Annotated in this window: 19 protein-coding genes and 2 pseudogenes; 15 read left to right on the forward strand and 6 right to left on the reverse strand. The window is 59.9% G+C overall.

The features are described 5' to 3' along the window. Positions 1–1458, forward strand: coding sequence for an N-acyl-D-amino-acid deacylase family protein (locus tag AC3ITA_RS03445; RefSeq protein ID WP_489279453.1), 1458 nt, complete (start codon positions 1–3; stop codon positions 1456–1458). Between the two features lie 200 nt (positions 1459–1658). Here AC3ITA_RS03445 and gliR read toward each other — a convergent pair whose 3' ends face one another. Then, positions 1659–2687: an AraC family transcriptional regulator GliR gene (gene gliR, locus AC3ITA_RS03450; RefSeq protein ID WP_489279455.1), complete on the reverse strand. Its 1029-nt coding sequence runs from the start codon at positions 2685–2687 to the stop codon at positions 1659–1661. Between the two features lie 210 nt (positions 2688–2897). Here gliR and AC3ITA_RS03455 point away from each other — a divergent pair, with 210 nt between their 5' ends. The 8 genes from AC3ITA_RS03455 to AC3ITA_RS03490 all read left to right on the forward strand — a co-directional run bounded on the left by AC3ITA_RS03455 (position 2898) and on the right by AC3ITA_RS03490 (position 13516). Further along, complete coding sequence (locus tag AC3ITA_RS03455; RefSeq protein WP_095942468.1) at positions 2898–4493, forward strand: FAD-binding oxidoreductase; 1596 nt, start codon at positions 2898–2900, stop codon at positions 4491–4493. 5 nt (positions 4494–4498) lie between these two features. Further along, a complete protein-coding gene (locus AC3ITA_RS03460; RefSeq protein ID WP_489279457.1) occupies positions 4499–6088 on the forward strand; it encodes a glycerol-3-phosphate dehydrogenase/oxidase in 1590 nt (529 codons plus the stop codon). Positions 6089–6108: 20 nt separating this feature from the next. Beyond that, complete coding sequence (locus tag AC3ITA_RS03465) at positions 6109–7677, forward strand: FGGY-family carbohydrate kinase (RefSeq protein WP_489279459.1); 1569 nt, start codon at positions 6109–6111, stop codon at positions 7675–7677. A 239-nt stretch (positions 7678–7916) separates the two neighbouring features. After that, on the forward strand, positions 7917–9206 hold the full coding sequence (locus AC3ITA_RS03470) for a phospholipase (protein ID WP_489279461.1): 1290 nt from the start codon (positions 7917–7919) through the stop codon (positions 9204–9206). 60 nt (positions 9207–9266) lie between these two features. After that, the gene (locus tag AC3ITA_RS03475; RefSeq protein ID WP_489279463.1) at positions 9267–11222 is read left to right on the forward strand and encodes a DUF1302 domain-containing protein; all 1956 of its coding nucleotides are present in this window, start codon (positions 9267–9269) and stop codon (positions 11220–11222) included. A gap of 171 nt (positions 11223–11393) precedes the next feature. Beyond that, entirely contained in the window at positions 11394–12767 is a 1374-nt protein-coding gene (locus AC3ITA_RS03480; RefSeq protein WP_489279464.1) for a DUF1329 domain-containing protein, read from the forward strand. An 87-nt stretch (positions 12768–12854) separates the two neighbouring features. Then, on the forward strand, positions 12855–13100 hold the full coding sequence (locus AC3ITA_RS03485) for a FitA-like ribbon-helix-helix domain-containing protein (protein WP_489279465.1): 246 nt from the start codon (positions 12855–12857) through the stop codon (positions 13098–13100). After that, complete coding sequence (locus tag AC3ITA_RS03490) at positions 13097–13516, forward strand: type II toxin-antitoxin system VapC family toxin (RefSeq protein WP_489279466.1); 420 nt, start codon at positions 13097–13099, stop codon at positions 13514–13516. The genes AC3ITA_RS03485 and AC3ITA_RS03490 overlap by 4 nt, the downstream gene beginning before the upstream one ends. 158 nt (positions 13517–13674) lie before the next feature. Here AC3ITA_RS03490 and AC3ITA_RS03495 read toward each other — a convergent pair whose 3' ends face one another. Next, positions 13675–14538: a methyl-accepting chemotaxis protein gene (locus tag AC3ITA_RS03495; protein WP_489280745.1), complete on the reverse strand. Its 864-nt coding sequence runs from the start codon at positions 14536–14538 to the stop codon at positions 13675–13677. Then, a pseudogene (locus AC3ITA_RS03500) lies at positions 14533–15594 on the reverse strand (methyl-accepting chemotaxis protein); the annotation flags it as partial. The pseudogene AC3ITA_RS03500 and the gene AC3ITA_RS03495, both read right to left, overlap by 6 nt. A 261-nt stretch (positions 15595–15855) precedes the next feature. Between AC3ITA_RS03500 and pmrG the strand changes: the two are divergent. From pmrG to AC3ITA_RS03515, 3 genes are all read left to right on the forward strand, one after another. Continuing rightward, positions 15856–16527, forward strand: a complete 672-nt coding sequence (gene pmrG, locus AC3ITA_RS03505) for a lipopolysaccharide core heptose(II)-phosphate phosphatase PmrG (RefSeq protein WP_095942460.1) — start codon at positions 15856–15858, stop codon at positions 16525–16527. Between the two features lie 31 nt (positions 16528–16558). Then, on the forward strand, positions 16559–17392 hold the full coding sequence (locus AC3ITA_RS03510; protein ID WP_489279467.1) for a phosphatase PAP2 family protein: 834 nt from the start codon (positions 16559–16561) through the stop codon (positions 17390–17392). A 964-nt stretch (positions 17393–18356) separates the two neighbouring features. Then, complete coding sequence (locus AC3ITA_RS03515) at positions 18357–19265, forward strand: YeeE/YedE thiosulfate transporter family protein (RefSeq protein ID WP_489279468.1); 909 nt, start codon at positions 18357–18359, stop codon at positions 19263–19265. Between the two features lie 54 nt (positions 19266–19319). Here AC3ITA_RS03515 and AC3ITA_RS03520 read toward each other — a convergent pair whose 3' ends face one another. The 3 genes from AC3ITA_RS03520 to AC3ITA_RS03530 form a co-directional block, all read right to left on the reverse strand. Further along, entirely contained in the window at positions 19320–19568 is a 249-nt protein-coding gene (locus AC3ITA_RS03520) for a hypothetical protein (RefSeq protein WP_056728170.1), read from the reverse strand. Between the two features lies 1 nt (position 19569). Next, positions 19570–19920 (reverse strand): DUF6124 family protein, encoded by a 351-nt coding sequence (locus AC3ITA_RS03525; protein ID WP_489279470.1) that lies wholly within the window; start codon positions 19918–19920, stop codon positions 19570–19572. A gap of 329 nt (positions 19921–20249) precedes the next feature. Continuing rightward, the gene (locus AC3ITA_RS03530) at positions 20250–20711 is read right to left on the reverse strand and encodes a cysteine hydrolase family protein (RefSeq protein ID WP_489279472.1); all 462 of its coding nucleotides are present in this window, start codon (positions 20709–20711) and stop codon (positions 20250–20252) included. A 202-nt stretch (positions 20712–20913) separates the two neighbouring features. Here AC3ITA_RS03530 and AC3ITA_RS03535 point away from each other — a divergent pair, with 202 nt between their 5' ends. From AC3ITA_RS03535 to AC3ITA_RS03545, 3 genes and pseudogenes are all read left to right on the forward strand, one after another. Then, positions 20914–21177: a hypothetical protein gene (locus AC3ITA_RS03535; protein ID WP_489279474.1), complete on the forward strand. Its 264-nt coding sequence runs from the start codon at positions 20914–20916 to the stop codon at positions 21175–21177. Between the two features lie 699 nt (positions 21178–21876). Further along, positions 21877–24645: a class I SAM-dependent DNA methyltransferase gene (locus AC3ITA_RS03540; RefSeq protein ID WP_489279476.1), complete on the forward strand. Its 2769-nt coding sequence runs from the start codon at positions 21877–21879 to the stop codon at positions 24643–24645. Next, a pseudogene (locus AC3ITA_RS03545) lies at positions 24642–24998 on the forward strand (DUF1016 N-terminal domain-containing protein); the annotation flags it as partial. The gene AC3ITA_RS03540 and the pseudogene AC3ITA_RS03545, both read left to right, overlap by 4 nt. Positions 24999–25215: the final 217 nt, after the last annotated feature.

The following is a 25215-nucleotide window of genomic DNA, read 5'->3' on the forward strand; positions in this document are numbered from 1 at the left end:
ATGCAGTACGACACGCTGATTCGCAACGCCCTGATCATCGACGGCAGCAACCGCCCCGGTTACCCCGCCGACGTGGCCATTCTCAACGGGCGCATCGAGCGTATCGGCGACTTGCGCGATGCCCGCGCCAGCGAACAAATCGACGCGCAGGGCCATGTGCTGGCGCCGGGTTTCATCGACGTACACACCCATGACGACACCGTGGTGATTCGTCAGCCACAGATGCTGCCCAAACTCAGCCAGGGCGTGACCACGGTCATCGTTGGCAACTGTGGGATCAGCGCGTCGCCAGTGAGCTTGCGCGGCGATCCACCGGACCCGATGAACCTGCTGGGCACGGCCGCTGCGTTCGTTTACCCGACCTTCGGCGACTACCGCGTGGCCGTCGAAGCGGCGAACACCACGCTGAACGTTGCCGCGCTGGTCGGCCATACGGCGTTGCGCAGCAATCATCTGGACGACCTGTTCCGCACCGCCACGGCGGAAGAAATCAGTGCGATGCGCGAGCAACTGCGCGAAAGCCTCGAGGCTGGCGCCTTGGGCCTGTCCACCGGCCTTGCCTATGCCAGCGCCTTCTCGGCATCCACCGATGAAGTGATGCAACTGACCGAAGAATTGACCGCGTTCGGGGCGGTCTACACCACCCATTTGCGCAGCGAATTCGAACCGGTGCTGGAGGCCATGGACGAGGCATTCCAGATCGGTCGCCATGCGCAAAGTCCGGTGATCATTTCCCACCTCAAATGCGCCGGCGCCGGCAACTGGGGGCGCAGTCCGCAGCTACTGGCATCCCTCGAAGAGGCGGCGAAAACCCACCCGGTGGGTTGCGATTGTTATCCGTATGCAGCGAGCTCTTCGACTCTGGATTTGAAGCAAGTGACCGATGCCCACCGCATCACCATCACCTGGTCGACCCCGCACCCGGAAATGGGCGGTCGCGACCTGATGGACATCGCCGCCGAATGGAATGTGCCGTTGCTGGAGGCCGCTCGCCAACTGCAACCGGCCGGTGCGGTGTACTACGGCATGGATGAGGCGGATGTCCGCAGAATCCTTGCGCATCCGCTGTCGATGGTCGGCTCCGACGGCTTGCCGGAAGACCCGTTTCCACACCCACGCTTGTGGGGCGCATTCCCCCGGGTGCTCGGACATTTCAGCCGTGACGTAGGACTGTTCCCGCTGCACACCGCCGTGCACAAAATGACCGGGCTGTCGGCGGCACGCTTCGGTTTGAAGGGGCGAGGTGAGATCCACGAAGGCCATTGGGCGGACCTGGTGTTGTTCGATCCGGCGACCATCCGCGATGTCGCCGATTTCAACGACCCGCAGCGGGCGGCGCAAGGCATCGAGGGCGTATGGGTCAACGGTGTGTTGAGTTACCGCGACGGCCAGGCCAACGGGCGCAGGCAAGGGCGGTTCCTGGCCCGGGAAGGGGATTTGCGCACGGGTTTTCAGTGAGTTTCGAGCACTGCGTCATAATGATGGCACTTTGGGGCTAGAGTATGGCATTTCCGCGCCGACTACCCTTGCTGGTCGGTACGTATTTTGTAGGAGCGAGCTTGCTCGCGATGGACAAAAAGGCACCGTGTTTATCCTGTAGAAACGCGTCATCGTTAACGTCCATCGCGAGCAGGCTCGCTCCCACCAGCCTCTGATCTTCAACCTTCGTTCGGCACCCGGTGGGTTTGGCGAAACTCACCCGGCGGCATCCCGCGCCGGCTTTTGAACGTGCGGTGAAATGAGCGGGGTTCGGTGAAACCCAGGTACTGGGCGATGTCCTGAATCGGCAGGGTGCTGTTGAGCAGGTAATGCTCGGCCAGCTCCTGGCGCAGGTCATCGAGGATCTGCTGGTACGACGTTCCGGCCAGATGCAGCTGGCGTTGCAGCGTGCGCACGGACACCGCGAGATGCTCGGCCACCTGCTCCTTGCGTGGCAGACCTTCCTTGAGCAACTTTCGCAGGATACTTTTGACCCGCTGCTCCAGCGACGCGTCCTCCAGTGTGGCCATCAATCCCTGGGCATGTTCTTCCAGTGTGCGCAGCAATTGCGCATCGGCCTGGCGCAATGGCAACTGCAAATACGGCAACGGGACAATCAGCGCCGAATAAGGCTGGTCGAACAGCACCGGACAGTCGAAGAACTGCTCGTATTCTGCCAGCGTCGTGTCGGCCGGGCAGGCATGTTCCAGCCAGACGGCGGCCGGCGACATTTGCGTGTCGGCGATCCAGCGCGCGTATTGCAGCCAGGAACCGAGCACGTTTTCCACCAGATGCCGGCGAATTCGCGGGCGCTGATGGCGGCATGTCCAGATCAGGTGCACCTCGCAGCCTTGCACCTCGGCGCGGCTGACGCCCATGTCTCCCACCAGCTTCTCGAACGGCATGATGCGGCTCATGGCGTCGCCCAGTGTCGCGCAGTTCATGGTGATGTAGCCCAGCACGCTCCAAGAGTTGGGCAACACAAAACGCGCGGCGTTGAGACCGAACAACGCATCGCCCGAGTGTTCGCAGAAATAATCGAGCAGCCGTTCATGGGCTTCACCCGGCAACCGCAGGCTGTTGTCACTCAACTGCTGTGCCTGCAACCCGGCAGCCGCCAACGCCGGCTCGATGGCCATGCCCAGTTGTTCGGCATGTCGCAGGTATTTGAGCAGCGGCGGAACTGAAGTGAAGCCCAGGGATTGCATGACCGTATTCCTTTGATCAAGGCCCGCGTGCGCGGATGAATGCCCTGAAAGGTAATTTGAAACCACGGCTAAAGTAAATGGCTGACGCCTGCGCGACGTTTGACTCAATTGGCTACTCGAACTGGCCCGATGCGACCGTGACACTTTCGGGCGGCTGACTAGTATGGGGGCCTGAAATATCACTGATCAGAACCGCAAAAGGACACAGGCATGCGACGCTGGAACGGCTGGGGAGATGCAACCACGGTGGTCGAACTGCCGGCCCAGGGCGCGGGTTTTCTCGCCCGGCGGGTGGGTGACGGTCGAGCGCTGCCCGACGCGACGCTTGAGACGGCGTTGGCCCGCGTACCCCCGTCGCGGTTGCAGCAACACTTCTTGTACAGCGTGGATGCCCATGATCGTTTGCTGCATGCTCGCGGCCAGAGCCTGCCGGACTGGCTGGCGTTGCGTGAGGGCGCGCTGGGAAATTATCCCGACGCCGTGGCCTATCCCGTGAGCGCTGAACAGATTCGCCGGTTACTGCTGCTCGCCCATGAACAGGACCTGTGTCTGATTCCTTATGGAGGGGGCACCTCGGTGGCCGGCCACATCAATCCGCCGGTTTCCGCGCGGCCGGTGGTGACGGTTTCCCTGTCCCGCATGAATCGCCTGCTGGAGCTCGACGAAGAGAGCCTGCTGGCCACCTTCGGCCCCGGTACCAGTGGGCCGCAGGTGGAAAGTCAGTTGCGCGCCCGGGGTTACACTCTGGGGCATTTCCCGCAGTCGTGGGAGCTGTCGACCCTGGGTGGTTGGGTCGCCAGCCGCTCCAGTGGCCAGCAGTCATTGCGCTATGGGCGGATCGAGCAACTGTTCGCCGGCGGGACCCTGGAAACCTTTGCCGGACCTCTGGAAATTCCCTCCTTTCCGGCCTCGGCGGCCGGGCCCGATTTGCGTGAGGTGGTGTTGGGCTGCGAGGGCCGTTTCGGGATCATTTCCGAGGTAAAGGTGCGGGTCAGCGCATTACCTGCCGATGAGCGTTTCTACGGGGTGTTTCTGCCCGATTGGCCCAAGGCGCTGCAAGCCATCCGCCAGTTGGCCCAGGCGCGGGTGCCGCTGTCGATGCTGCGCCTGTCCAATGCGGTGGAAACCGAAACCCAGCTGGCGCTGGCCGGTCACCCGCAGCAGATCGCCTGGCTGGAAAAGTACCTGGCCCTGCGCGGCGCCGGTGCGGGCAAATGCCTGCTGACGTTCGGCGTGACCGGTAACCGTCGGCAAAATGCGCTGTCCCTGCGTCAGGCCCGGCAGCACCTCAAGGCGTTCGGCGGGGTGTTTACCGGCACCTTGCTCGGCAAGAAGTGGGCGCAGAACCGTTTTCGTTTTCCCTACCTGCGCGAGAACCTGTGGAACGCAGGTTACGTGGTCGACACCCTGGAAACGGCCACCGACTGGAGCAACGTCGATAACCTCCTCACGCTGATCGAAAACAGCCTGCGCGACGCCCTGGCTGCCGAAGGCGAGCGGGTGCATGTCTTCACCCACCTTTCCCATGTCTACGGCGAGGGGTCGAGCATCTACACCACCTATGTGTTTCGCCCGGCGGCGGACTACCCCGCCACCCTGGCGCGCTGGCAGGCACTCAAACAGGCGGCCAGCCAGACCATCGTCGACAACCAAGGCACCATCAGCCACCAGCATGGCGTGGGCAAGGATCACGCGCCGTACCTGCGGCGGGAAAAGGGCGCGCTGGCGATGGACACCCTGCAGGCACTGAGTCGGCATTTCGATCCGGCCGGGCGACTGAACCCTGGCACGCTGTTGCAGGAGTGACGGCCATGAGCCTGGACTGGAACGCGGCGTGGCGACAGCGGGTGCTGCCGACGCTGGCGGATGAAACCTGGGATTTGATCGTCATCGGCGGCGGCATCAGCGGCGCCGGCATCCTGCGCGAAGCCGCGCGCCGTGGCTGGCGCTGCCTGCTACTGGAGCAGCGCGATTTCGCCTGGGGTACCTCCAGCCGCTCCTCGAAAATGGTCCATGGCGGCTTGCGCTACATCGCCAAGGGCCAGTGGCGCCTGACCCGCGATTCGGTCCGCGAGCGCCAGCGCCTGCTCGACGAAGCGCCGGGGCTGGTGGAGCCGATGAGTTTCATGATGCCGCATTACCGTGGCAGTTTTCCCGGACCTCGGGTGCTGGGTGGTTTGCTGTCTATCTATGACGCCTTGGCCGGGCGGCGCAGCCATCACTTCCATGACGCGCAACAACTGCGTTATCTGGCGCCTGGAGTGAAGGAAGATGACCTGCTGGGCGGCACCTGTTTTATCGATGCGCTGACCGATGATGCCCGTCTGGTGATGCGCGTATTGGGTGAGGCCCGGGCCGACGGCGCCGTGGTGCTCAACGGCGTGCGCGTGCAGCGATTGCTGCGTGAAGAGGGACGCGTTTGCGGGGTTCAGGTCGAAGACTGCGAGGGCGGAGGATTACTGACATTGCGTTGTGCTGTGCTGGCCGTGGCTACCGGCGCGTGGGCCGAGCGCTTGCGCCTGCCCGAAGCCCCTCGCCAGTTGCGCCCGTTGCGTGGCAGTCATCTGTTGTTGCCGGGTTGGCGTCTGCCAGTGGCGCAAGCTTTCACCTTCCTGCACGAGCGCGACCGTCGACCGGTGTTCGTTTTCCCGTGGGAGGGTGCCACGGTGGTCGGCACCACGGACCTCGATTATCACGGCGATCTGGACCAGAGCGCGAGCATCAGTCCCGAGGAACTCGACTATCTGTTGGCGGCCTGTAGTCAGCAATTCCCCGGCGCTGAAGTGGTCGCTGCCGACGTGCTGTCGACCTGGTCGGGTGTGCGCCCGGTGGTGGGCAGTGCGGCGGGCGAACTCAAACCGTCGAATGAAACCCGCGAGCATGTGCTGTGGCAGGAGCCGGGTTGCGTGACCCTGGCCGGCGGCAAGCTGACCACCTTTCGCCCGCAGGCGATCGAAGTGCTCAAGGCCTGCGCGACCATGCTCGACCGACCCTTCAATGATGACGCCGCGCCGGTGTTCGCCATCGTGCCGCCGCTGGCGATTCCGGGGCTCAGCGCCAGCCGGTGGCGGCGCCTGGCCGGGCGGCATGGTCGAGACCTGCCGAGGCTGGCGAAGCTGCTCGGTGAACTGGGCCACGACACCGTCGGCGGCACCGACACCTTGTGGGCGGAGCTGGCCGTTGCCTGCGATGGAGAAATGGTCCTGCACCTGGATGACCTGCTGCTGCGCCGAACCCGCCTGGGCCTGTTGCTGCCGCGCGGTGGCGAGGATTATTTCGCTGCCATTGGTCAGCTCTGCCAACCGCGACTGGGCTGGGACGATGAGCGTTGGCAGGAGGAATTACAGCGTTATCGGGCGTTGTGGCAGCGCCATCATGGTTTGCCGGATGCCGCGCATTGATGCCCATTGAAGAGAGCTCCATGGATAACCACCCGAACAAGCGTTACCTGTTGGCCATCGACAATGGCACCCAGAGCGTGCGCGCGCTGCTCTTCGACCTGCAGGGCAATCTGCTGGGCAAAGGCAAGGTCGAGTTGCAGGCCTATTACTCGACTCAACCTGGCTGGGCCGAGCAGGACCCGGAATATTACTGGGCAAAACTGGGTGAGGCCTGCCAGCAGTTGTGGCAGCAAACCGGCGTCGATCGTTCGCAGATTGCCGGTGTATCCCTGACCACCCAGCGCGGCACTGTGATCAATGTCGATGCCCAGGGCAAGTCGCTGCGCCCGGCGATCCTGTGGCTCGATCAACGCCAGGACGAAGTCAAAGGCGGCATCAAGGGACCCTGGGGCTGGCTGTTCAAACTGGTCGGCGCGCAAGCCACGGTGGACTACTTTCGCGCCCAGGCCGAGGCCAACTGGATCGCCCGCAATCAGCCTGAAGTGTGGGCGGCGACCGACAAGTTTTTGCTGCTTTCGGGGTTTCTCACCCATCGCCTTTGCGGGCGCTTTGTCGATTCGGTGGGCTGTTGCGTCGGTTACCTGCCGTTCGACTTCAAACGCCTGAAATGGGCCGCCCCCACCGACTGGAAATGGCAGGCGCTGGCGGTGCGTCCCGAGCAACTGCCGAGCCTGCACAAACCCGGTGAAACCCTGGGCTACATCAGCGCCGAGGCCAGCCGCCTCACCGGCATTCCCGAGGGGTTGCCGCTGATCGCCGCGGGTGCCGACAAGGCCTGCGAAGTCGTGGGTTCTGGCGTCGTTGACCCAGGCACTGTGTGCCTTTCCTACGGCACCACGGCGACGATCACCAGCACCCGGTCGCGCTATCTGGAAATCGTCCCGTTGATTCCGCCTTACCCGTCCGCGGTGCCGGATCAATACAACTGTGAGGTGATGATTTATCGCGGCTACTGGATGGTCAGCTGGTTCAAGAACGAGTTCGGCCTGCGGGAAATGCAGCAGGCCAAAGCCCAGGGTGTGGAGCCCGAGCAACTCTTCGATGCGCTGGTCGACGCCGTGCCGCCGGGTTCCATGGGGTTGATGCTGCAACCCTACTGGTCGCCCGGCATCCGCGAGCCGGGTGTGGAAGCCAAGGGCGCGATGATCGGCTTCGGCGACGTGCATACCCGCGCGCACATTTACCGGGCGATCCTCGAAGGACTGGCGTATGCCTTGCGTCAGGGCATGGAGAAGATCGAGAAGCGCTCGAAGGTCTCCATCACGCGCTTGCGTGTCGCCGGTGGCGGCTCCCAGAGCGATGCCGCGATGCAGCTCACGGCGAACATTTTCGGCCTGCCGGCCGAGCGCCCGCATGTCTACGAAGCGTCCGGCCTGGGCGCGGCCATTTGCTGCGCGGTGGGCCTGGGGCTGCACGCGGATTTCCCCACGGCGATGGCGGCCATGACGCGGGTCGGTGCGGTATTCATGCCGCAACCCGAGGCGCAGCAGATCTATGAGCGACTGTACAAAGAGGTCTACCTGCGCATGTATCGACAGCTCAAGCCGTTGTACCAGAGCATCCGCAAAATCACCGGTTACCCGGCCTGAAGGAACACCGAAGAACCCCCGTAGGAGCGAGCCTGCTCGCGATGGCGGCGTGTCAGTAAAATCAATAGTGACTGACACTCCGCCATCGCGAGCAAGCTCGCTCCTACAATGTTCAGCGGTGTTTTCACGCCACCTCATGTGGCGCTATCGGAGAACTTTTCTGGTGAGATCGGACAGTGTCATGGGCAGGGTCGGTTGTTAGGCTCAACCCCCACGGCACATCCAATAAGAACCAGGCAATGAAGCTGACATTCCTCCTGTTGCTGCTTTGTGCAACGACCCCGACAGCCTGGGGCTGGTCGAACCATACGGTGGGCAGCTACCTGGCGTTGCACGATTTGCCGACGTTGCGTGATGCGCCGCAGGTCGAAGCCGAGCCGCTGGAACAGTTTCTTTCCCAGCAATACCAAGCTGTGAGTGCGCTACTGGATGAGCAGGAACGCTTCGCCCGCGAACACTTCGCCCAATACCCGCCGCGCCCCGAAAACCTGCGATTGCCAGCCGTGCCTGGGGACAATCTGCGCCACGACTTCCTCACCGCACTGCGCATCAATCCCGGGATTCATATGGCGATGGTCATCCAGCCGCTGCCGGGCAAGGATCAGCCTGAGCGTGAGCACCTCAAGGCCGAACAGGTCATGGTGGAGCAGACGCTCTCACCGTGGAATCGCCAGCGCTTCATCGTTGTGGCTGACCACGAACAAGTCACGCCCCTGGCCGTGTTGGCCAGCGCCGCCGATGAGCCGGATTACGGCCACGACATCAACCTGTTCAGCGACAACCCGGGCGAGGTGGGCGAGTTGTACGGTTTCGGCCCGCAGCCTTTCGGCGACGCGCGGTTTCAGTACAGCTCCCAGGCGCCTTTCCATATGGGCTTCTTCCATGAAAGCCCGGTGGTGTACGCCGCTGCCGGATTTCTGCAGCGCAGCTGGCCGGATTGGCGCGCCTACCAGTACATGGGCTTGGCGCGACTGGCGTTTGCCACTGGTCATCCCTATTGGGGTTATCGATTTCTCGGTTGGGGCCTGCACCACGTTCAGGACCTGACCCAGCCTTATCACGCCAAGCCATTGCCCGGTGTCGACCTCGCCAATCTTCTTCTGTTGGAAGGCAAGGCCCTGGCCGGCTTCGATGCCGACAAGCAGGCGTCCATCGAACGGGTCGCCACCCGGCACATGGAAGTGGAGAAGTATCAGTCGATATGGCTGCGTCGATTGCTGCGAGCGGGGCAGCCCCATCCGATGCTCGACGTTTATGCCGACTCTGCCAGAGACACCCATTACCCGCCGTACTCGGTGGACTACTTGCGTGAAGTGGTGAGTGCCGAGTCCGTCGAAGAATCCGCGGCGTTTGATGAAGCCATCGGCCAGTGGCTGGACATGGCACCGATCACCAGTGATTTCAGCAACGGTAATCAGCTGCAGCGCGAAGAGTTCGACCATCCGGCACTTAACCGGCAGCTGTTCAAACTGCTGGGGCATTTCGGCGCCCACAGCCGGATTTATACCCGCGCGGGATTGGCGCCATAGCCATCGCAGCAACAGTGTCAGAACACAAAAACAATAAAACCAGGGAAAGAGGAAAGGATCATGAGCACTCGATTTCGCCTGTCTGGCGCGGCGCTTCCCGGCGTGGGCCTGGCAGGGCTGCTGCAACTGTGCGCGGTCGACGGCGTGCAAGCCAAGGAGTTCAGCGTGCTGGGCAATCAGGTCACCGGTTCATTCGACAGTACCTTGTCTTATGGCCGCTTGTGGCGGGTCCAGGGCCGGGACAAGAACAACGATGACGTCAACACCAACGACGGCAATCGCAACTTCGACACCGGGCTGGTTTCCGAGGTGTACAAGATCACCTCGGAGCTCGAGGCCAACTATCAGAACTACGGGATGTTCGTGCGCGGCACCGCGTTCTATGACACGCAACTGATGGACAAGCGCAACGATTACTACCGCAACAACAACCCGTCGCAACCCAGCCAGAGTTTCCCGCAGGACGACCACTTCACCGACCAGACCCGCGATATCGCCGGCAGCCGGGTGGAGATGCTCGACGCCTACCTCTATGGCAACTGGGACGTCGCGCAGATGCCGCTCACGGCACGCATAGGGCGCCAGGTGTTCAACTGGGGCGAGGGGATTTTCTACCGTGGCGGGATCAACACCACTAACCCGGTGGATGCGGCCAAGTACCGTCTGCCCGGGGCTGAAGTCAAGGAAGTGCTGGTACCGGTGGAAGCGCTGAGCTTCAACATCGGCCTGACCGACAGCCTGACCATGGAAAGCTTTTACCAGACGAACTGGAAGGAAACCCGCATCGACCCGGTCGGCACGTTCTACTCGCAGACGGACCTGTTCGCCGACGGCGGCAACACCGCCTACAACAACTTCAGCGGTACCGCCCTGGACACCCCGGTGCCTGGCTTCGGCAACGTGATCGATCTGTACAGCGCGCTGGGCAACAACCCGCTGCTCAGCCAGGCCCTGAGCACCACCGGCCTGTACGCCAACGGGGTCACCCCGGCCTTTGGCAACACCGTCAAAGTGGCCACGGTCGGCAAGGACTTCAACGCGCGCAACGACGGCCAGTTCGGTTTCGCTTTTCGCTACATCGTAGAAGAGCTCAACAGCACCGAGTTCGGGTTGTACATGGTCAACTACCACGCCAAGGAGCCAACCATTTCCGCCGATCTGGGCGGGTACCAGGGCATCGACATGAATGCCCTGACCAACTTGTTGGCCGGTGTCGCCGGCAGCCAGGCGGGACAACTGGCCAACGGCCTGGCGACCATGGACGTGCTGGGCAATATCCAGGCGCATCGGCGCTACGCCGAAGACATCCGCATGTACGGCTTCAGTTTCAACACCACCCTGGGCCAGGCGTCGGTGTTCGGTGAAGTGGCCTATCGGCCGAACCTGCCCATCGGGGTCGCCGCCACCAACGACCTGATCGGCGACCTGGCCAACGGCGCCGCCGCAGCGGCAGGCGGCCAGACCATAAACATCGGCGGGCAACAGGTGACGCTCGACAGCCAGATCAATAACGCCGAACGGGTGGAAGCGTTCAACACATCCCTGGGCACCATTTACAACTTTGGCCCGAGCCTGTCATTCGACTCGATGTTCGGCGTATTCGAACTGGCGTCCGAGCACCTGCGCGGCAGCAGCCTGCAATACACCGCGTATGACGGCAGTACCCGTTACTACGCTGGCACCGGCAACTTTTCCTATGTGTCCGGCGGCGAACGCAGCGACCAGGTCAACCGCAACTCCTACAGCTACACCGCGATGCTCAACGGCACCTGGAACGACGTGTATGCCGGGGTCAACGTCTCGCCTTATGTCGTCTACAAGGATGACTTTGAGGGCAACAGCTATCAGGCGGGCAACGTCATCGAGGGCCGCAAGGCCTACACCCTGGGGATCAAGGCCAACTACCAGAACAAGCTGGAGGCCGAGCTGCAATACACCGAGTTCTACGGCGGTGGGCAGGACAACGGCCTGCGTGATCGCGACAACGTCGGCTTCAACCTCAAGTACTTCTTGTGAGTTCCAACTCATCCCCCTGTAGGAGCGAGCCTGCTCGCGATGACGGACTTTCAGTCGAAGTTAATGTCGGCTGACACACCGCTATCGTCGGAACGCCGCCCGGAGCCGGCTCGCTCCTACAGGGGATCTGCCGTGTTTTGCAGACCAGCTGGATTTTTTCGGAGAACGATCATGTTTCACACTTCACGACTGACCAAGACCACGCTGGCGCTGTTCCTGAGCCTGGCCGCCGGCAGCGCGCTGGCCGCGGTCACGCCCCAGCAAGCCGAGCAATTGAAGACCACGCTGACGCCGCTGGGGGCCGAGCGTGCCGGCAACGCGGCCGGGACCATTCCGGCGTGGAACGGCGGCATCACCCAGGCGCCGGCGGGCTACAAACCCGGCCAGCATCACCTGGACCCCTATGCGGCGGACAAGCCGCTGTTCACCATCACCAAGGCCAACCTTGAACAGTACAAGGCCCACCTCAGCCCGGGTCAGATCGCACTGTTCAACAGCTACCCCGACACCTTCCAGATGCCGGTCTATCCCTCTCGCCGCTCGGGCTCGGCGCCGCAGTGGCTGTATGACAACACCTCGAAAAATGCGACCGCGACCAAGCTGCTCGATGGCGGAACCGGTTTTGCCGATGCCTATGGCGGTGTGCCGTTCCCGGTGCCCAAGGATGGCATCGAGGCGCTGTGGAACCACATCACCCGTTATCGCGGCATCTATGTGGTCCGTCGTGCCTCCGAAGCACCGGTACAACGCAACGGCAGCTTCGCGCTCGTGACCTCGCAGCAGGAAGGGCTTTTCAACTATTACCGACCGGGCGGGCAGTTTGCCGACCTGAAAAACATCCTGTTCTACTACCTGGCGTTCGTGAAGAGCCCGGCCCGGTTGGCGGGCGGTGCAGCGTTGGTTCACGAGACCCTGGACCAGCTCAAGGACCCGCGCCAGGCCTGGGTCTACGACGCGGACCAGCGCCGTGTACGCCGGGCGCCGAACCTCGCGTATGACACCCCGATCGCCTCATCCGACGGCCTGCGCACGGCGGACGATACGGACATGTTCAACGGCTCGCCAGACCGCTACGACTGGAAGCTCAAGGGCAAGCAAGAGGTCTACATTCCCTATAACAATTACAAAGTCGGCAGCCCTGAGGTGAAGTACGAGCAGTTGCTCACACCGGGCCACCTCAACCCGCAATTCACCCGTTATGAGCTGCATCGGGTCTGGGTGGTCGAAGGCACGCTCAAGCCGGGCGCGCGGCATATCTATTCCAAGCGCGTACTGTTTCTCGACGAGGACAGCTGGGGCGCCGCATTGGTGGATCAATACGACGGGCGAGGGGAGTTGTGGCGGGTGTCGATGGCCTACCTGAAAAACTTCTACGACCTGCCCACCACCTGGAGCGCGCTGGACGTATTCCATGACTTGCAGGCGCGTCGTTACTACGTGCAGAACCTGGACAACGAAGAGCCGGCCACAGTGGACTTCGCCCAAGCGGTGCCGGAAGACGCGTACTTCATGCCGTCGGCGTTGCGCCAGCGCGGGACGCGGTGATATTGGCCATTCGGAAGATTGCCGGGTTTTGGTTTATCAGGATGTGCTAGCCTGCAATCAATGATTTCATTGATTGCAGGAGGCATCATGGCCAGCATCACCATTAGAAACCTTGATGAGAAGCTCAAGGAGCAGCTGCGTATCACAGCGGCTCATAACGGACATTCCATGGAAGAAGAGGCTCGCCTGATTCTGGGCAGGGCCTTGGCGACTGTTGATCGCGCCGGTGGACTTGGAAGCAGGATCCGCAACAGATTCAGCTCTCTGGGAGGCGTCGAGCTTGATCTGCCAGAGCGTTCAGGGAAAGCAACGGCGGTGGATTTTTCTGAATGATAGTGCTCGATACCAACGTTCTTTCAGAGTTTATGCGAGTCGAGCCTGAAACCCGGGTGCTTGCCTGGGTTGACGCACAGCCGGCGATGGACCTGGCAGTCAGTGCGGTAACGGTGGCAGAAATACTCCACGGCATCGCACGCTTGCCTTCGGGCAAGCGCAAACAGAAACTTGAAGCCCATGCCATGGCAATGTTCGAAGAGGACTTTGCCGGACGCATTTTGCCGTTCGATGCTCATGCCGCTGTTGAGTACGCAACGCTGACGGCAGGTGCTGAAGCCAATGGACGTGCGGTTTCAATGGCAGATGCGCAAATCGCCGCCATTTGCCGAAGCCATGGGGCAGCCATAGCCACCCGCAATGTACGAGATTTCGAGTTCAGCGGTGTTGAAGTGATAGATCCCTGGATGAGCTGAACTCCCCCCCTGTAGGAGCGAGCCCGCTCGCGAAGAACCTGCCAGCGCCGCGATCATTCAGAATGCACGCGTTATCGTTGGCCACCATCGCGAGCAAGCTCGCTCCTACAGGACGAGCCTGCTCGCGATTGGATGGTCGATTCAGCGAGCGCTGAATGTCACACGCGGAAGTGGCTCACCATCTGCTGCAATTGACCACCCAGCCGCGCCAGTTCAATGCTGGACTTGGCGGTCTCGTCGCTCGCCGCAGCGGTCTGTTCGGACACGTCACGCACGTTGATGATGCTGCGGCTGATCTCTTCGGCCACGGCGCTTTGCTGTTCGGCAGCGGCGGCGATCTGCTGGTTCATCGACTGGATGTTGGACACCGTGCGGGTGATGTTCTCCAGTGACTCGCCGGCCTTGCGGGTCAGGGCCACGCTGCTGTCAGTGAGGACGCGGCTGTTGTTCATCACGGCGGATACTTGTTGCGTGCCGTTCTGCAGGTCGGCCACCAGGCCTTCGATTTCCTCGGTGGATTTCTGCGTACGCTGAGCCAGGCCTCGGACCTCGTCGGCCACCACCGCAAAACCACGACCGGCTTCACCGGCACGGGCCGCTTCGATGGCGGCATTGAGTGCCAGCAGGTTGGTCTGCTCGGCGACGGCCTTGATTACGTCCATGACGCTGCCGATCTTGTCGCTTTCCCGTTGCAGCACGCTCATGGCTTCGGTGGAACGCACCACTTCGCTGGCCAGGCGTTCGATCTGAGCGATGGCTTCGTTGACCACTTTGTCCCCTTCACGGGCTTCGCCGTCCGCCGCCGCAGCGGCTTGCGAGGCTTCTTCGGCGTTGCGCGCGACTTCCTGCACCGTGGCGGTCATCTCATGCATGGCGGTGGCCACCTGATCGGTCTCGACTTTCTGACTGTTGACCCCGGCGCTGGTCTGCTCGGTCACGGCCGACAGCTCTTCGGCGGCGCTGGCGATCTGGGTCACGCCATCGCGGATGCCGCTGATCAAGTCGCGCAGGGTCACGCCCATGCGCGCGATGCCTTGTTGCAACACGCCAAGCTCATCACGACGGGAGACCAGCACGTTGTGGGACAGGTCACCGCTGGCGATGCGATCGACCACCGCCAGGGTTTCGCGCAGTGGACGGGTGATCTGGCGAGTGATGACCACGGCGGCAATGATGCCCACCAGCAGTGCCAGCAATGTGCTGATCAGTTGCAGGGTGCGCGCCCGGGCGCTTTCGGCATCACGGCGGTCGAGCTGGATCTGATACAGCTGATCGCTCTGGGACACGATGGCGGCGCCCTGGTCGGTCATCTCCTTGCGCGCTTGCACTGCGTCATTGCTGGCGGCCTTGTAGGTCTGCAAGGCGCTGCGGTAGTTGCCCAGCGCGGTTTCCAGCTGACGCAGGGCGTCTTGTTGGGAATCGGCAAAATGCACGTTCAGCGGTTTCAGGCTGGCGATGGCGGCGTCCAGTTGGCCGACGGCTTTTTGCTCGGTCTCGGCATTGGTACTGGCGGTGTAGCCGCGCACTTCGTAGCGCGCCAGCAGGAACGCTTCCTTGGCCGCGGTGATGGCCTGGAACTGTTCGAAACGCTGGTCGCTCAACGGCATTTGTTGCACGCGGGTATTGATGTCATTGATCAGCGTGTTGGCGGTTTCCGCGTTGGCGCTCATGGCGTCGCGGGCGCTGTTGCTGGTGCGATAGGCGCTGCGCATCTTGCCCAGGGACGCCCTGTAGGCGTCGATGACGGCGCCTTGCTCGCGCAGCAGCTTGAGGTTTTCCGGGCTCTTGAACTTCGCCAGCAGGGCTTGCTGCTGGGCCGAGAAGGCGTCGAGGGTGGTCTGCACGCTCTGCGCGGCGGTTTCGTCGCCGTTGGTCAGCATGTATTGCAGGCGAACGACGCGCAGCTTGGTCAGGCCGGCGTTGAGCTGGGTGATGTCGCTCATCCAGTTGCTGCGGTCAATCAACCCGCCCAGGCTGGTCCAGCCGGTCAGGGCCAGGACGCAGGTCAGTGCCAGGACCAGGCCAAACCCCAGGCCCAGTTTCAGGTTCACGCTGATGTTGCCGAACCAGCTATTCATCACATTCCTCCAGGAACTTGGTACTTCTTTATCGTCGGTTGGCTGGAAGATTGTTTTTTTTGGAAGCCGCCAAGCTGTGTAAGCAGGATGTATCGGCAGCAATCCCAGGAGCTGAAAGGATTTTTCCGCAGGGTTTGTGTAACAAGATTTTTACAGCGCTTTTAAGCTTTTTTTCACATAGGTTTCACCAGTCACCGACGCGCCTTTCTTTAACCTGCCGGGAATTTGATGAAGTAGCGCGTGCCGGCGAGGCGGCTTGATGTGGAATTAAGACTGAGTCTTTTCGGGATAAAACGCTCGATCGATCTGAACCGCTTCGCCCGCTATCGCAACGCAGCGGTGGTGTTGGCCTCGGTGTTGCTGGTGATCCCGTTGACGGTGTTTTTGCTGCGACCTGCCGCCGTTGCAGACCTGGCTCACGGCAATGTGACCGGTGCACAGGCGTTGATGACCGGGTGGGCCAAGGGCGACCTGATCGTTCTGGTGCGCCACGTCGAACGCTGCGATCACTCCTCGGCACCTTGCCTGTTTGGCAACGATGGCATTACCGAACGCTCGCGCCGTGTTGCCATGGGAGTCGGTGCGCACTTCCAGGACCTGGGCCTGGACAAGGCCGATATCTACAACAGCCCGATCCTGCGCGCGGCGCAGACCGCCAGCTTCATGTTCAACAAAGTCGGCACGGGCGAAGACTGGTTGATCAGTTGCAAGGGCACCATGCTGCGCGACGCGTTGGCGCACAAGGTGGCCGGGCGTAACCTGATTCTGGTGACCCACAGCGAATGCATGGCCCAACTGACAAAAGACCTCCATTTGCCGACGTCGACCCTGGGTTACGGGGCCTCTCTGTTTATCTCCGCCGAATCGCCGCACACGCCGCGCATGCTTGGCTTCATCGAAGCCTCGGATTGGCCGACGGTGACAACCCGTTGAATTTCACCATCCCTTTGAATCAGGACTGAGCATGCCGACCGCCTCCCGCTACCGCTTTTACTGGGTGAATTTTGGTATTCCGCTGGCCTGCGCGGTCGCGGTGTTCCTGATGTTCGACATGACTGGCATCGACATCGCCTTCAACAATTACTTTTTTGATCCGGTGACGCAGACGTACCCGTTGGACCAGGTCCATCTGTTCGAAAAAATCACCCACAAATGGGCGCGGATCATTCCGAACTGGACCGGCGAAATCGCGATTATCGGTGCCTTGCTGTCGTTTCTCTGGCCGCGCCTGAAGGCTGAAAAGCACTCGAAAATCATCGCCTTCCTGGAAAAAATCAAAGTCGCACCGGTACTGCGCTTTGCCAACCGCCATCGACGCGACTTTCTCTACGTGGTGTTCGCGTTCTCCATCAGCACCGGGGTCATTCACTACCTCAAGGGCCACACCAGCGTGTATTGCCCGATCGAGACCACCCTGTACGGCGGCAAGATGGAGCACATTGAGTGGTATGAGAATTTCGACCTGCTGAAAGTCGCCGGTGAGGGGCGCTGCTGGCCGGGCGGACATGCGTCGGGCGGCTTCACCATGCTGGCGTTGTACTTCGTGGCGCGCCGTTATCGCTGGCGCTATTCCAAAGCGATCATGTACGGCTCGCTGACCCTCGGTTTCATCTATGGCACCACGCGGGTATTGCAAGGGTGGCACTACATGTCCCACACCTTCTGGGCCGGGATCTTCGTATGGCTGGCGTGTTTACTGACGGCGCTGGCGTTTTATGGGCGAGCGAGGCTGGAGCAGCCGGTGCTCTCCAAAGCGCAACAACCGGTGCCGACGGCTCAGACCCAACCAGCGAATTGAGTTGGCGTTGAACCGCAAAACCCGCACCTCGAAAGGGTTGCGGGTTTTTTGTTGGTGCGCCAGGCATGGCGCGTTGCGCGAAGCGCAACCAGTTTGGCTGTGGTGGCCACGCTGGTGACTTGGAGGTGAAAGTCCTCTACACACCCGGCAAGGGGAAGTGTTAGCCAGAGGCAAGGGTGTCGCGGGTGACTGCGAATCTGAAGGAAGCCCGAGGCAAAATGCTGGCCTGACGAACAGGAAGCGGATTAGGCGGTGCAGCGGGGTAAGAAGGCCAATATCTTCAAAGCCCAATACTTGCACGGAACGCTGTGACGTAGATCCGACAGGCATAAGCAGGAAGGTCGCGCGAATTACCCTGGGAGATCTGTTTAGCCTGCCATGTGCTACCGGCGTCGCGAGATGACGGGATGGGCGACAGAAGTCAGCAGAGGCCGTAGTAGTTGCTCGAAACCGGAGTAATGAAGGGCTGAACCTGCCATGAGTGGACAGTCGGGTGTGATCTCTGTTGGAGCGTAAAGCAGAAACTCCGCGTAGCGGGGGTCGAGACCATCAGGAGGTAGGAGCCGGAAGCTCCGAGGGCCGGTCTGGGCGCTTAGATACCGCAGGCGACACATCAACGGAACCAAGCTCGCTGACGTTGTTTGTCAGTAGGCAGGAACCGCCGTATACGGAACCGTACGTACGGTGGTGTGAGAGGACGGCGGGGGCAACCCCGCCTCCTACTCGATCGCGAGGAAATCTTCAATGAGTCTCGGATTGCGAATTCGCAGGCGAAAAAAAGCCCGCGGGAGGCGGGCAAACCATAGTTTCTTGAATGAGCGAGGACAATGTACAGGCCGGTGCGAGGGGGTGGGGTGAAGAAAAATTCATCTCGCTCCAAGTCCCGGGCTTTGCGGGTTCGCCCAGCGACTAATCTGTCTGTCAGGCATCGACTGGATGCCACCACCCGGAAACAGGGAGGCCCGTGTTTTCATTGCCGATTTCGTTGCTGCTGGCGTTCCTCATCGGCTGGGTCTCTCAGCGCATGGGTATGTGCCTGGTCAATGCCATCGGGCTGCTGCTCAAGCGTCGGCCGACCCTGTTCGTGTCGCTGGTCAGTTGTGGCTTGTTCGGTCTGTTGCTCGCACCGCTCTACGCCTTGTCTGGCGTCAGTCAGCCGCTGTTCATCCCAGAGGTTGGCTATCTGTCACTGGTTGGTGGCGGGTTGCTGTTTGGCCTCGCCTCGGTGCTCAACGACGGGTGCAGCGTCGGCACCCTCACCAAGCTCGCCAGCGGCAACCTCAACAAGGTCTTTACCATCCTCGGCTGGGTGCTGGGCATCATACTGTGGCATCACCTGAACATGCTGCCCGAACACCGGGCGCTGCAAATGCCGATGATCACCAGCCGTCATTACTGGCTGGTCATTGGCATCGTGCTGCTGATTCTGCTGTTCCTGATCCGGATCCACGGTGACAAACACCTGGTGCTGTCGAGCCTGCTCTTGGGGGCGTTGACCAGCGCCCTCTACACCTTTGAGCCGCTGTGGACGCCCAGCGTGTTTTTCTACGATCTCTCACAATTGTTCTGGGGCTCGGGCGACACATCATTGACTACCCCGCGTGTGACGGTGTTCGCCATGCTGATGCTGGGCATGCTCTGTTACACCTTGCATCGCCGCACCTTCAACTACCAGCGGTTTGCCACGATGACAGCGGGCAGGCATTTGCTCGCGGGCGTGTGGATGGGCACCGGTGCATCGATGATGCTGGGCGGCAATGACTCGCAGATTTTGTTGGTGTTTCCGACGCTGACCTGGGTGGGGGCGGTGCCGTTGGTGTCGATTGTGTTGGGGATATTGGTGGGGGTTGGGGTTAAGCGGCTGCGTGCCTGATGATCGCGGCCCTGGAGTTGGACGACCTCAATGAGGCCGTCCATTTTCCAAGGATCAAACCTGCATCCGCAACCGCCGCCCAACCACATCCAGCAAATCGCAACCATCGCGCAGGGACGTGACCAGCACCCGCGCCAGTTCGCTGTAAACACCCTCGTCAGCCGCGAAACTCTCCAGCAATTGTGTCGCGGTTCGAATGCGATAGGCGGCTGTTTCGTGCAGCACATCCAGCGGTGCTTCGGTGTCGATCAGCAGCGACGCGATGGTGCAGTCGATACCGGTCATCGGCATGTAGCGATCCATCTCAAGCCTCCACTTCGTCGAGTGGCGCGATGTTGTCCAGTGCCCCGTTCACCAGCAATTGCGCCAGCACGGCCAACTGCTGGATCGCCAGGGCGATGTTACGACGCGAGCTTTCAAGTTCACAGGCAAGGTCGGTGCTCATGACGTTGAGCGAGGCGAGGGTTTCGCTGGCGTGGGTGAGCAGAGAGGGGGTGTCTATGTCGGGGCGGAGGGTGAAGACGTGGCTGATGGGGTCGAGGTGATTGGGGTTGCGCAGGCGGGCGCTGATGGCGGGTTCGGTGGTTTTTGAGAGGTTGGATAAGTCGGGTATTTCGGTTGTTGAATCTGGCGGATTAGGGCTGTGCTTTTTCATGACGGGGTTCCTGGTTTGTTCAAAGGAGCCGGCGCTATCCTGCTGTCAAACAAGGTAGGGTGGCAGCTGTACGCAGGTTGACAGACCGGAAACACAGGAAACCGGTGCATCCGAAGATGCCCCACGCACAGCCACCATGAAAATTGCACACGCGAAAGCATGCCGTTTTATTGGGACGAGTGGAAGGTTCCGGTTTCAGCCTGTCAAAACTGATCGCTGATTTGCAGCGACCTCTGAAGGCTATCCTCGAGAAGTTGCGTCCGCCAGTTCATGAAAGGCGATGCGTTTTGCGGGAAATGTCCTAGGACGCGGTGAAGTCGTTGCACCGATCACAGGTCACTCGATTTCACCGTGCGCTTGAAATGATGCTCCCAAAGCCTGACCCCTAACCCGCCCGTCCGGTCCAGTGACGACCCCACCGTCAAATCCGTAATCAATGTCGGCTGCAAACCCGCATCAAACAGCGCAAACCCCGCCGCCAGGCAGCAGGTCTCGGTCTGCAGGCCGCACACCAGCACGCGTTCGACATTGAGGCTTCTCAGGTAGTCGATGGTTTCCGGTGTGGGCGCGTAGCCGTGCTTGATAAAGACGCGGTCGGCCGGGATCAGGCTGTCATCGTCGGTCGCAGGGTGCCAGCCGAGCTGTTTTTCGAAGGGGGTTATGGATTCGTCATGGCGCTCGACCGTGGCGACACTGGGCAGGGTGCCGATGAGCGTCTGGATACCGTCGATCAGCCATTGTGGCGGGGCGAAGCAGGGTTGTACGTCGATGATCAGGAGGGCTTGGCGCATGGGCTTCTCCGAGGTGATGGCAGTTTTAGGGGCGACTGTGCACATAGCGGCATTGCGCGACTGACCATGCGACCCTATCGTCAGATTTTACCTGCCACAAAGTGCTTTTGTGAGTTGTGGGCGTACGATGTAACTCACGTTTTCGCTGAGATCCTGGGGGAGCGAACGAAGCGACCGAGCGATGTTGAACTGGAGAAAAGTCATGATTCGCAAGCACTACTTGAAAGCCCTGGCGACGCTGCTCATCGCCACTGGCGTGCAGTGGGTGACGCTCCCCGTCTACGCGACCGAGCAGGGTGAACAGCGACGTGAAGCGCGCGATACCAGGCAGGAAGGACGATCCACTGCCCGGCAAACCAAGGATGAATGCAGAAAGGGCAGTGACAAGAGCAACGTGGAATGTCGCCAGGACAAGCGCAGCACCAAGCAGGATACCCGTCGTACGGCTCGGGATATCAAGTACTGAGCGTTGGTGTGGGGTCGGTTTCAGGCTGTTGCAGGGTTTGCGATGCAGCCGGAAACAACAAAGCCCGCACGGGGCGGGCTTCGTTGGTGTTGCAATTGGTGGGCCGGGGTAATCTGAATTGATTCAGCAAGTTATTGGTGTATCACATTAAGATCTTTTTTTATTTTTTGCTGGAATACCAATTGGAATACTAGGCTCCACTTTCCGACCTATTTGCATTCGATCTGATCAGCACGCTTCGTAATCACGATTGGCAGTGAACTGCCCCGGGCGGACGGTCGCCACTGGCAGAAACCGGCCAAAAGCGGAAATTTATACGAGGCCACTTACTGTTTCAACGCGGCTGCTGTTCAGATCAACGATCTAACAGCTTAGGTTTGAACGCCACACCAGAAACGACCACATCGCCATTTTTCTGGCCTAGCCAGGTGGGCTGCAGAAAACACGGGGAGGCCTGAGACTTTTTCGCATGGCAGAACCGCCTTCCTTTATCATCTCCGGCATCGTGTTCCCGGTCACTGGCATGGGGCGCTCGGCTGGCGTATACAGCAACATCCGAAAACCCAAATCGGCTTAATCGCCGGTGCTGAAAGCTAGCCGACAGAACGGCGTGTGCTGGTCGGAATATAACCATCAGAAAAAACTTTTGCGGCTAAAATCGCCGCCTTCGCGCATCAGTGATCTGGACAGTGTTAAACCATGAATGCAGTAGAAATTGAGTCCGCCATATCGGACCTGGCCCTTGAGCCCTTTGACGCGGCGGAGTTTCCGTTCACTTTCCTGGCCGCATTCGGCAACAAGGAAACCGGGCTCAAGCGCTTGCGTGCGGGTAACAACAATGCTTCAGACGTACCCGGTGGCGTACTACTGCGCAGCAACATTCATATCGCCACGTGCGAGCCCGGCACCGTGGGCGACACGCTCAAGGTGTTGCGCATCAGCCCGGCCACGACAAAAGCCAAAGCCAAGTTCATCCTCGCCACCGACGGGCAAACGCTGGAGGCCGAAGAACTGATCACGGGTGAAACCATCACCTGCGACTACCCAGACTTACCCAATCACTTCGGTTTCCTGCTTCCGCTGGCCGGCATCTCCACCATCAAGGAGATCAAGGACAACCCCATCGATGTGCGCGCCACCAGCCGGATGAACAAGCTGTACGTCGAGCTGTTGAACGAGAACCCGGACTGGGCCAAGGCCGAGCGCCGCCATGACATGAACCACTTTATGTCTCGGCTGGTGTTTAGTTTTTTTGCTGAAGACACCGATATCTTTAATGGCGAAGGCCTGTTCACTAAGACGGTTGAGCAGTACAGCGAACGCGACGGCTCTAACACCCATCAGGTGCTATCTGAAATTTTCCGCGCCATGAACATCAAACAGGCCGAGCGCGCGACTGTTCAGCCTCGCTTGCCTAGCTGGGCCAACGGCTTCCCCTATGTGAATGGCGGCTTATTCTCCGGTAGTACAGAGGTGCCACGCTTCACGCGCATGGCGCGCACCTATCTGCTGCACGCCGGCAATCTGAACTGGCAGAAAATTAACCCAGATATTTTCGGCAGCATGATTCAGGCTGTAGCCGATGATGAAGAGCGCGGCGCACTAGGCATGCACTACACCAGCGTGCCCAACATCCTTAAGGTATTGAACCCACTATTCCTGGATGATCTGCGTGCGCAATTTGACATGGCTGGCGACAACAAAGCCAAACTGCTTAACCTGCGCAAACGCATGGCGCGTATTCGTGTGTTTGATCCGGCCTGCGGTTCCGGAAACTTTCTGGTTATCGCTTACAAGCAAATGCGCGAGATCGAGGCGGATATCAATCGTCGTCGGGGTGAGGCTAACAATAGGTCGGAGATTCCGCTGACCAACTTCAGAGGCATCGAGCTACGCGACTTTCCGGCGGAGATTGCCCGCTTAGCGCTGATCATTGCCGAGTTCCAATGCGATGTGCTGTATCGCGGGCAGAAGGACGCGCTGGCGGAGTTTTTGCCACTGGATGCGCAGAATTGGATCGTTTGCGGCAATGCTCTACGGCTCGATTGGCTAAGCATCTGCCCGCCCACTGGGAAAGGGGTGAGGATTATAGCGGATGATTTACTTAGCGCGCCGCTCGATCAGGCGGAAATCAAGTTTGAGAACGAAGGGGGTGAGACCTACATCTGCGGTAACCCTCCCTATCAAGGCTACAGCGAGAGGGGGCCGCAGCAAAACGCTGACATGGATTTAGTCTTGGGTAGTTGGGGTAACGTCAAGCGACTTGATTACATTGCTTGTTGGTTTAAAAGAGCAGCAGAGTACATCGGGCAAGAGGATTCAAAGTACGCTTTTGTTTCCACAAATTCTATTTGTCAAGGTGAGCAGGTGTCATTGTTGTGGCCGAATATATTCGCTTCCGGCCTTGAAATATTTTTTGCCCATACGTCTTTCGACTGGCGAAATAACGCGAAGGGAAATGCAGGCGTAACGTGTGTAATTGTAGGAATAGGTTCAAGTGGCGCAGCAAGTAAGTTTATATTCGGCAACGACACGGTCAAGGAAGTAAAAAATATCTCGCCTTACTTAATTGAAGGGTCTGATATTGTTATGGAGCAAAGAAGCACGTCAATTTCTGGGCTGCCTGATATGGCTTTGGGTAGTAGCGGAATTGATGGAGGTCATTTGCTGCTTGAAAAGGAAGACTGCGATGAGCTTCTGCAGGCAGCACCTGATGCATTAAAATACATTAAACCGTTTGTGGGGGGGGCAGACATCATAAAAGGGATCCAACGGTTTTGCCTCTGGATTGAAGATGTCGATGTGCATGATGCTATGAAAATACCTGGGATAAAGGCGCGGATTGACGCTTGCAAGCACTATAGAGAAAGTGCTGGGCGTGATGCCAAGAAAGCCGCAAGTGTTCCGCATCGCTTCTTCTATAGGAAATACAGAGAACAAGCCGCGGTTGTTGCTCCTATGACATCATCGGGCAGGAGGGAGTATCTTCCAGTGGCGCTCTTGGAGCGCGGAATCGTAGTCAGCAATGGCGCCTTAGTTGGGTATCAAGATCCCCAGCTTGTCTTTTCACTGCTGTCTTCAAAACTTCATTCTGTTTGGCTGGCTACAACCAGCGCGAGAATGCGGACAGACTATCGGTATTCGGTAAATCTCACTTATTTTACTTTCCCTGTTCCGCTGCTCACCGAGCAAAACAGGGCCGATCTCACAAGCTGCGCAGAAAACATTCTGTTGGCTCGCGAAGCGTATTTCCCCGCAACCATCGCCGACCTGTACGACCCGGACACCATGCCGGACGATTTGCGCAGTGCACACGAGCGCAACGACGAAGTGCTGGAGCGTATTTATATTGGCCGCCGCTTCAAGAACGACACCGAACGACTGGAAAAACTGTTTGACCTCTATACCAAGATGGCAGCAGATGTAACGAAGGACGAGCCGAAAAAGCCACGAGGGAAAAAGGTATGAGCGACACCGCTGTCAGCCTGGCCACTCCACCCGAGGGCTACGGCGACTGGCTGGCCGACCTCAAAGGCCTCATCCACAACGCCCACCAGCGCGCCGCGCTGGCGGTGAACCACGAGCTGGTGAAGCTGTACTGGCAGATCGGTAACGATATTTTGACCCGGCAGGCACAACAGGGCTGTGGGGCCAAGGTAATCGAGCGGCTGGCACATGACTTGCGCACTGCCTTTCCCGATATTAAGGGATTTTCGCGCTCCAACCTGATGTACATGCGCGCCTTTGCCGAGGCTTGGCCGGATGCCGCAATTGTCCAACAGGCTGTTGGACAATTGCCCAGAGCGAGAAGACTCAGACTATGAGAATTATTGAGTACAAATTGCTCGAGTCTCTAACAGCTGAATTGAAACCCAGCTTGCCCAGCATTGAACAGATTGAACGTGAACTGGCAGGCGACGGCACCCTCATGGAGGATGAATCACAGTGATTAACACTACCAACCCAACCAACAGATACACGGTGCCGTCGGTATCCATTGCTACAGCGCACACTGGAGCATCCAGCAAGGCCAATGAG

The organism is Pseudomonas sp. GL_090 (genome assembly GCF_057837765.1).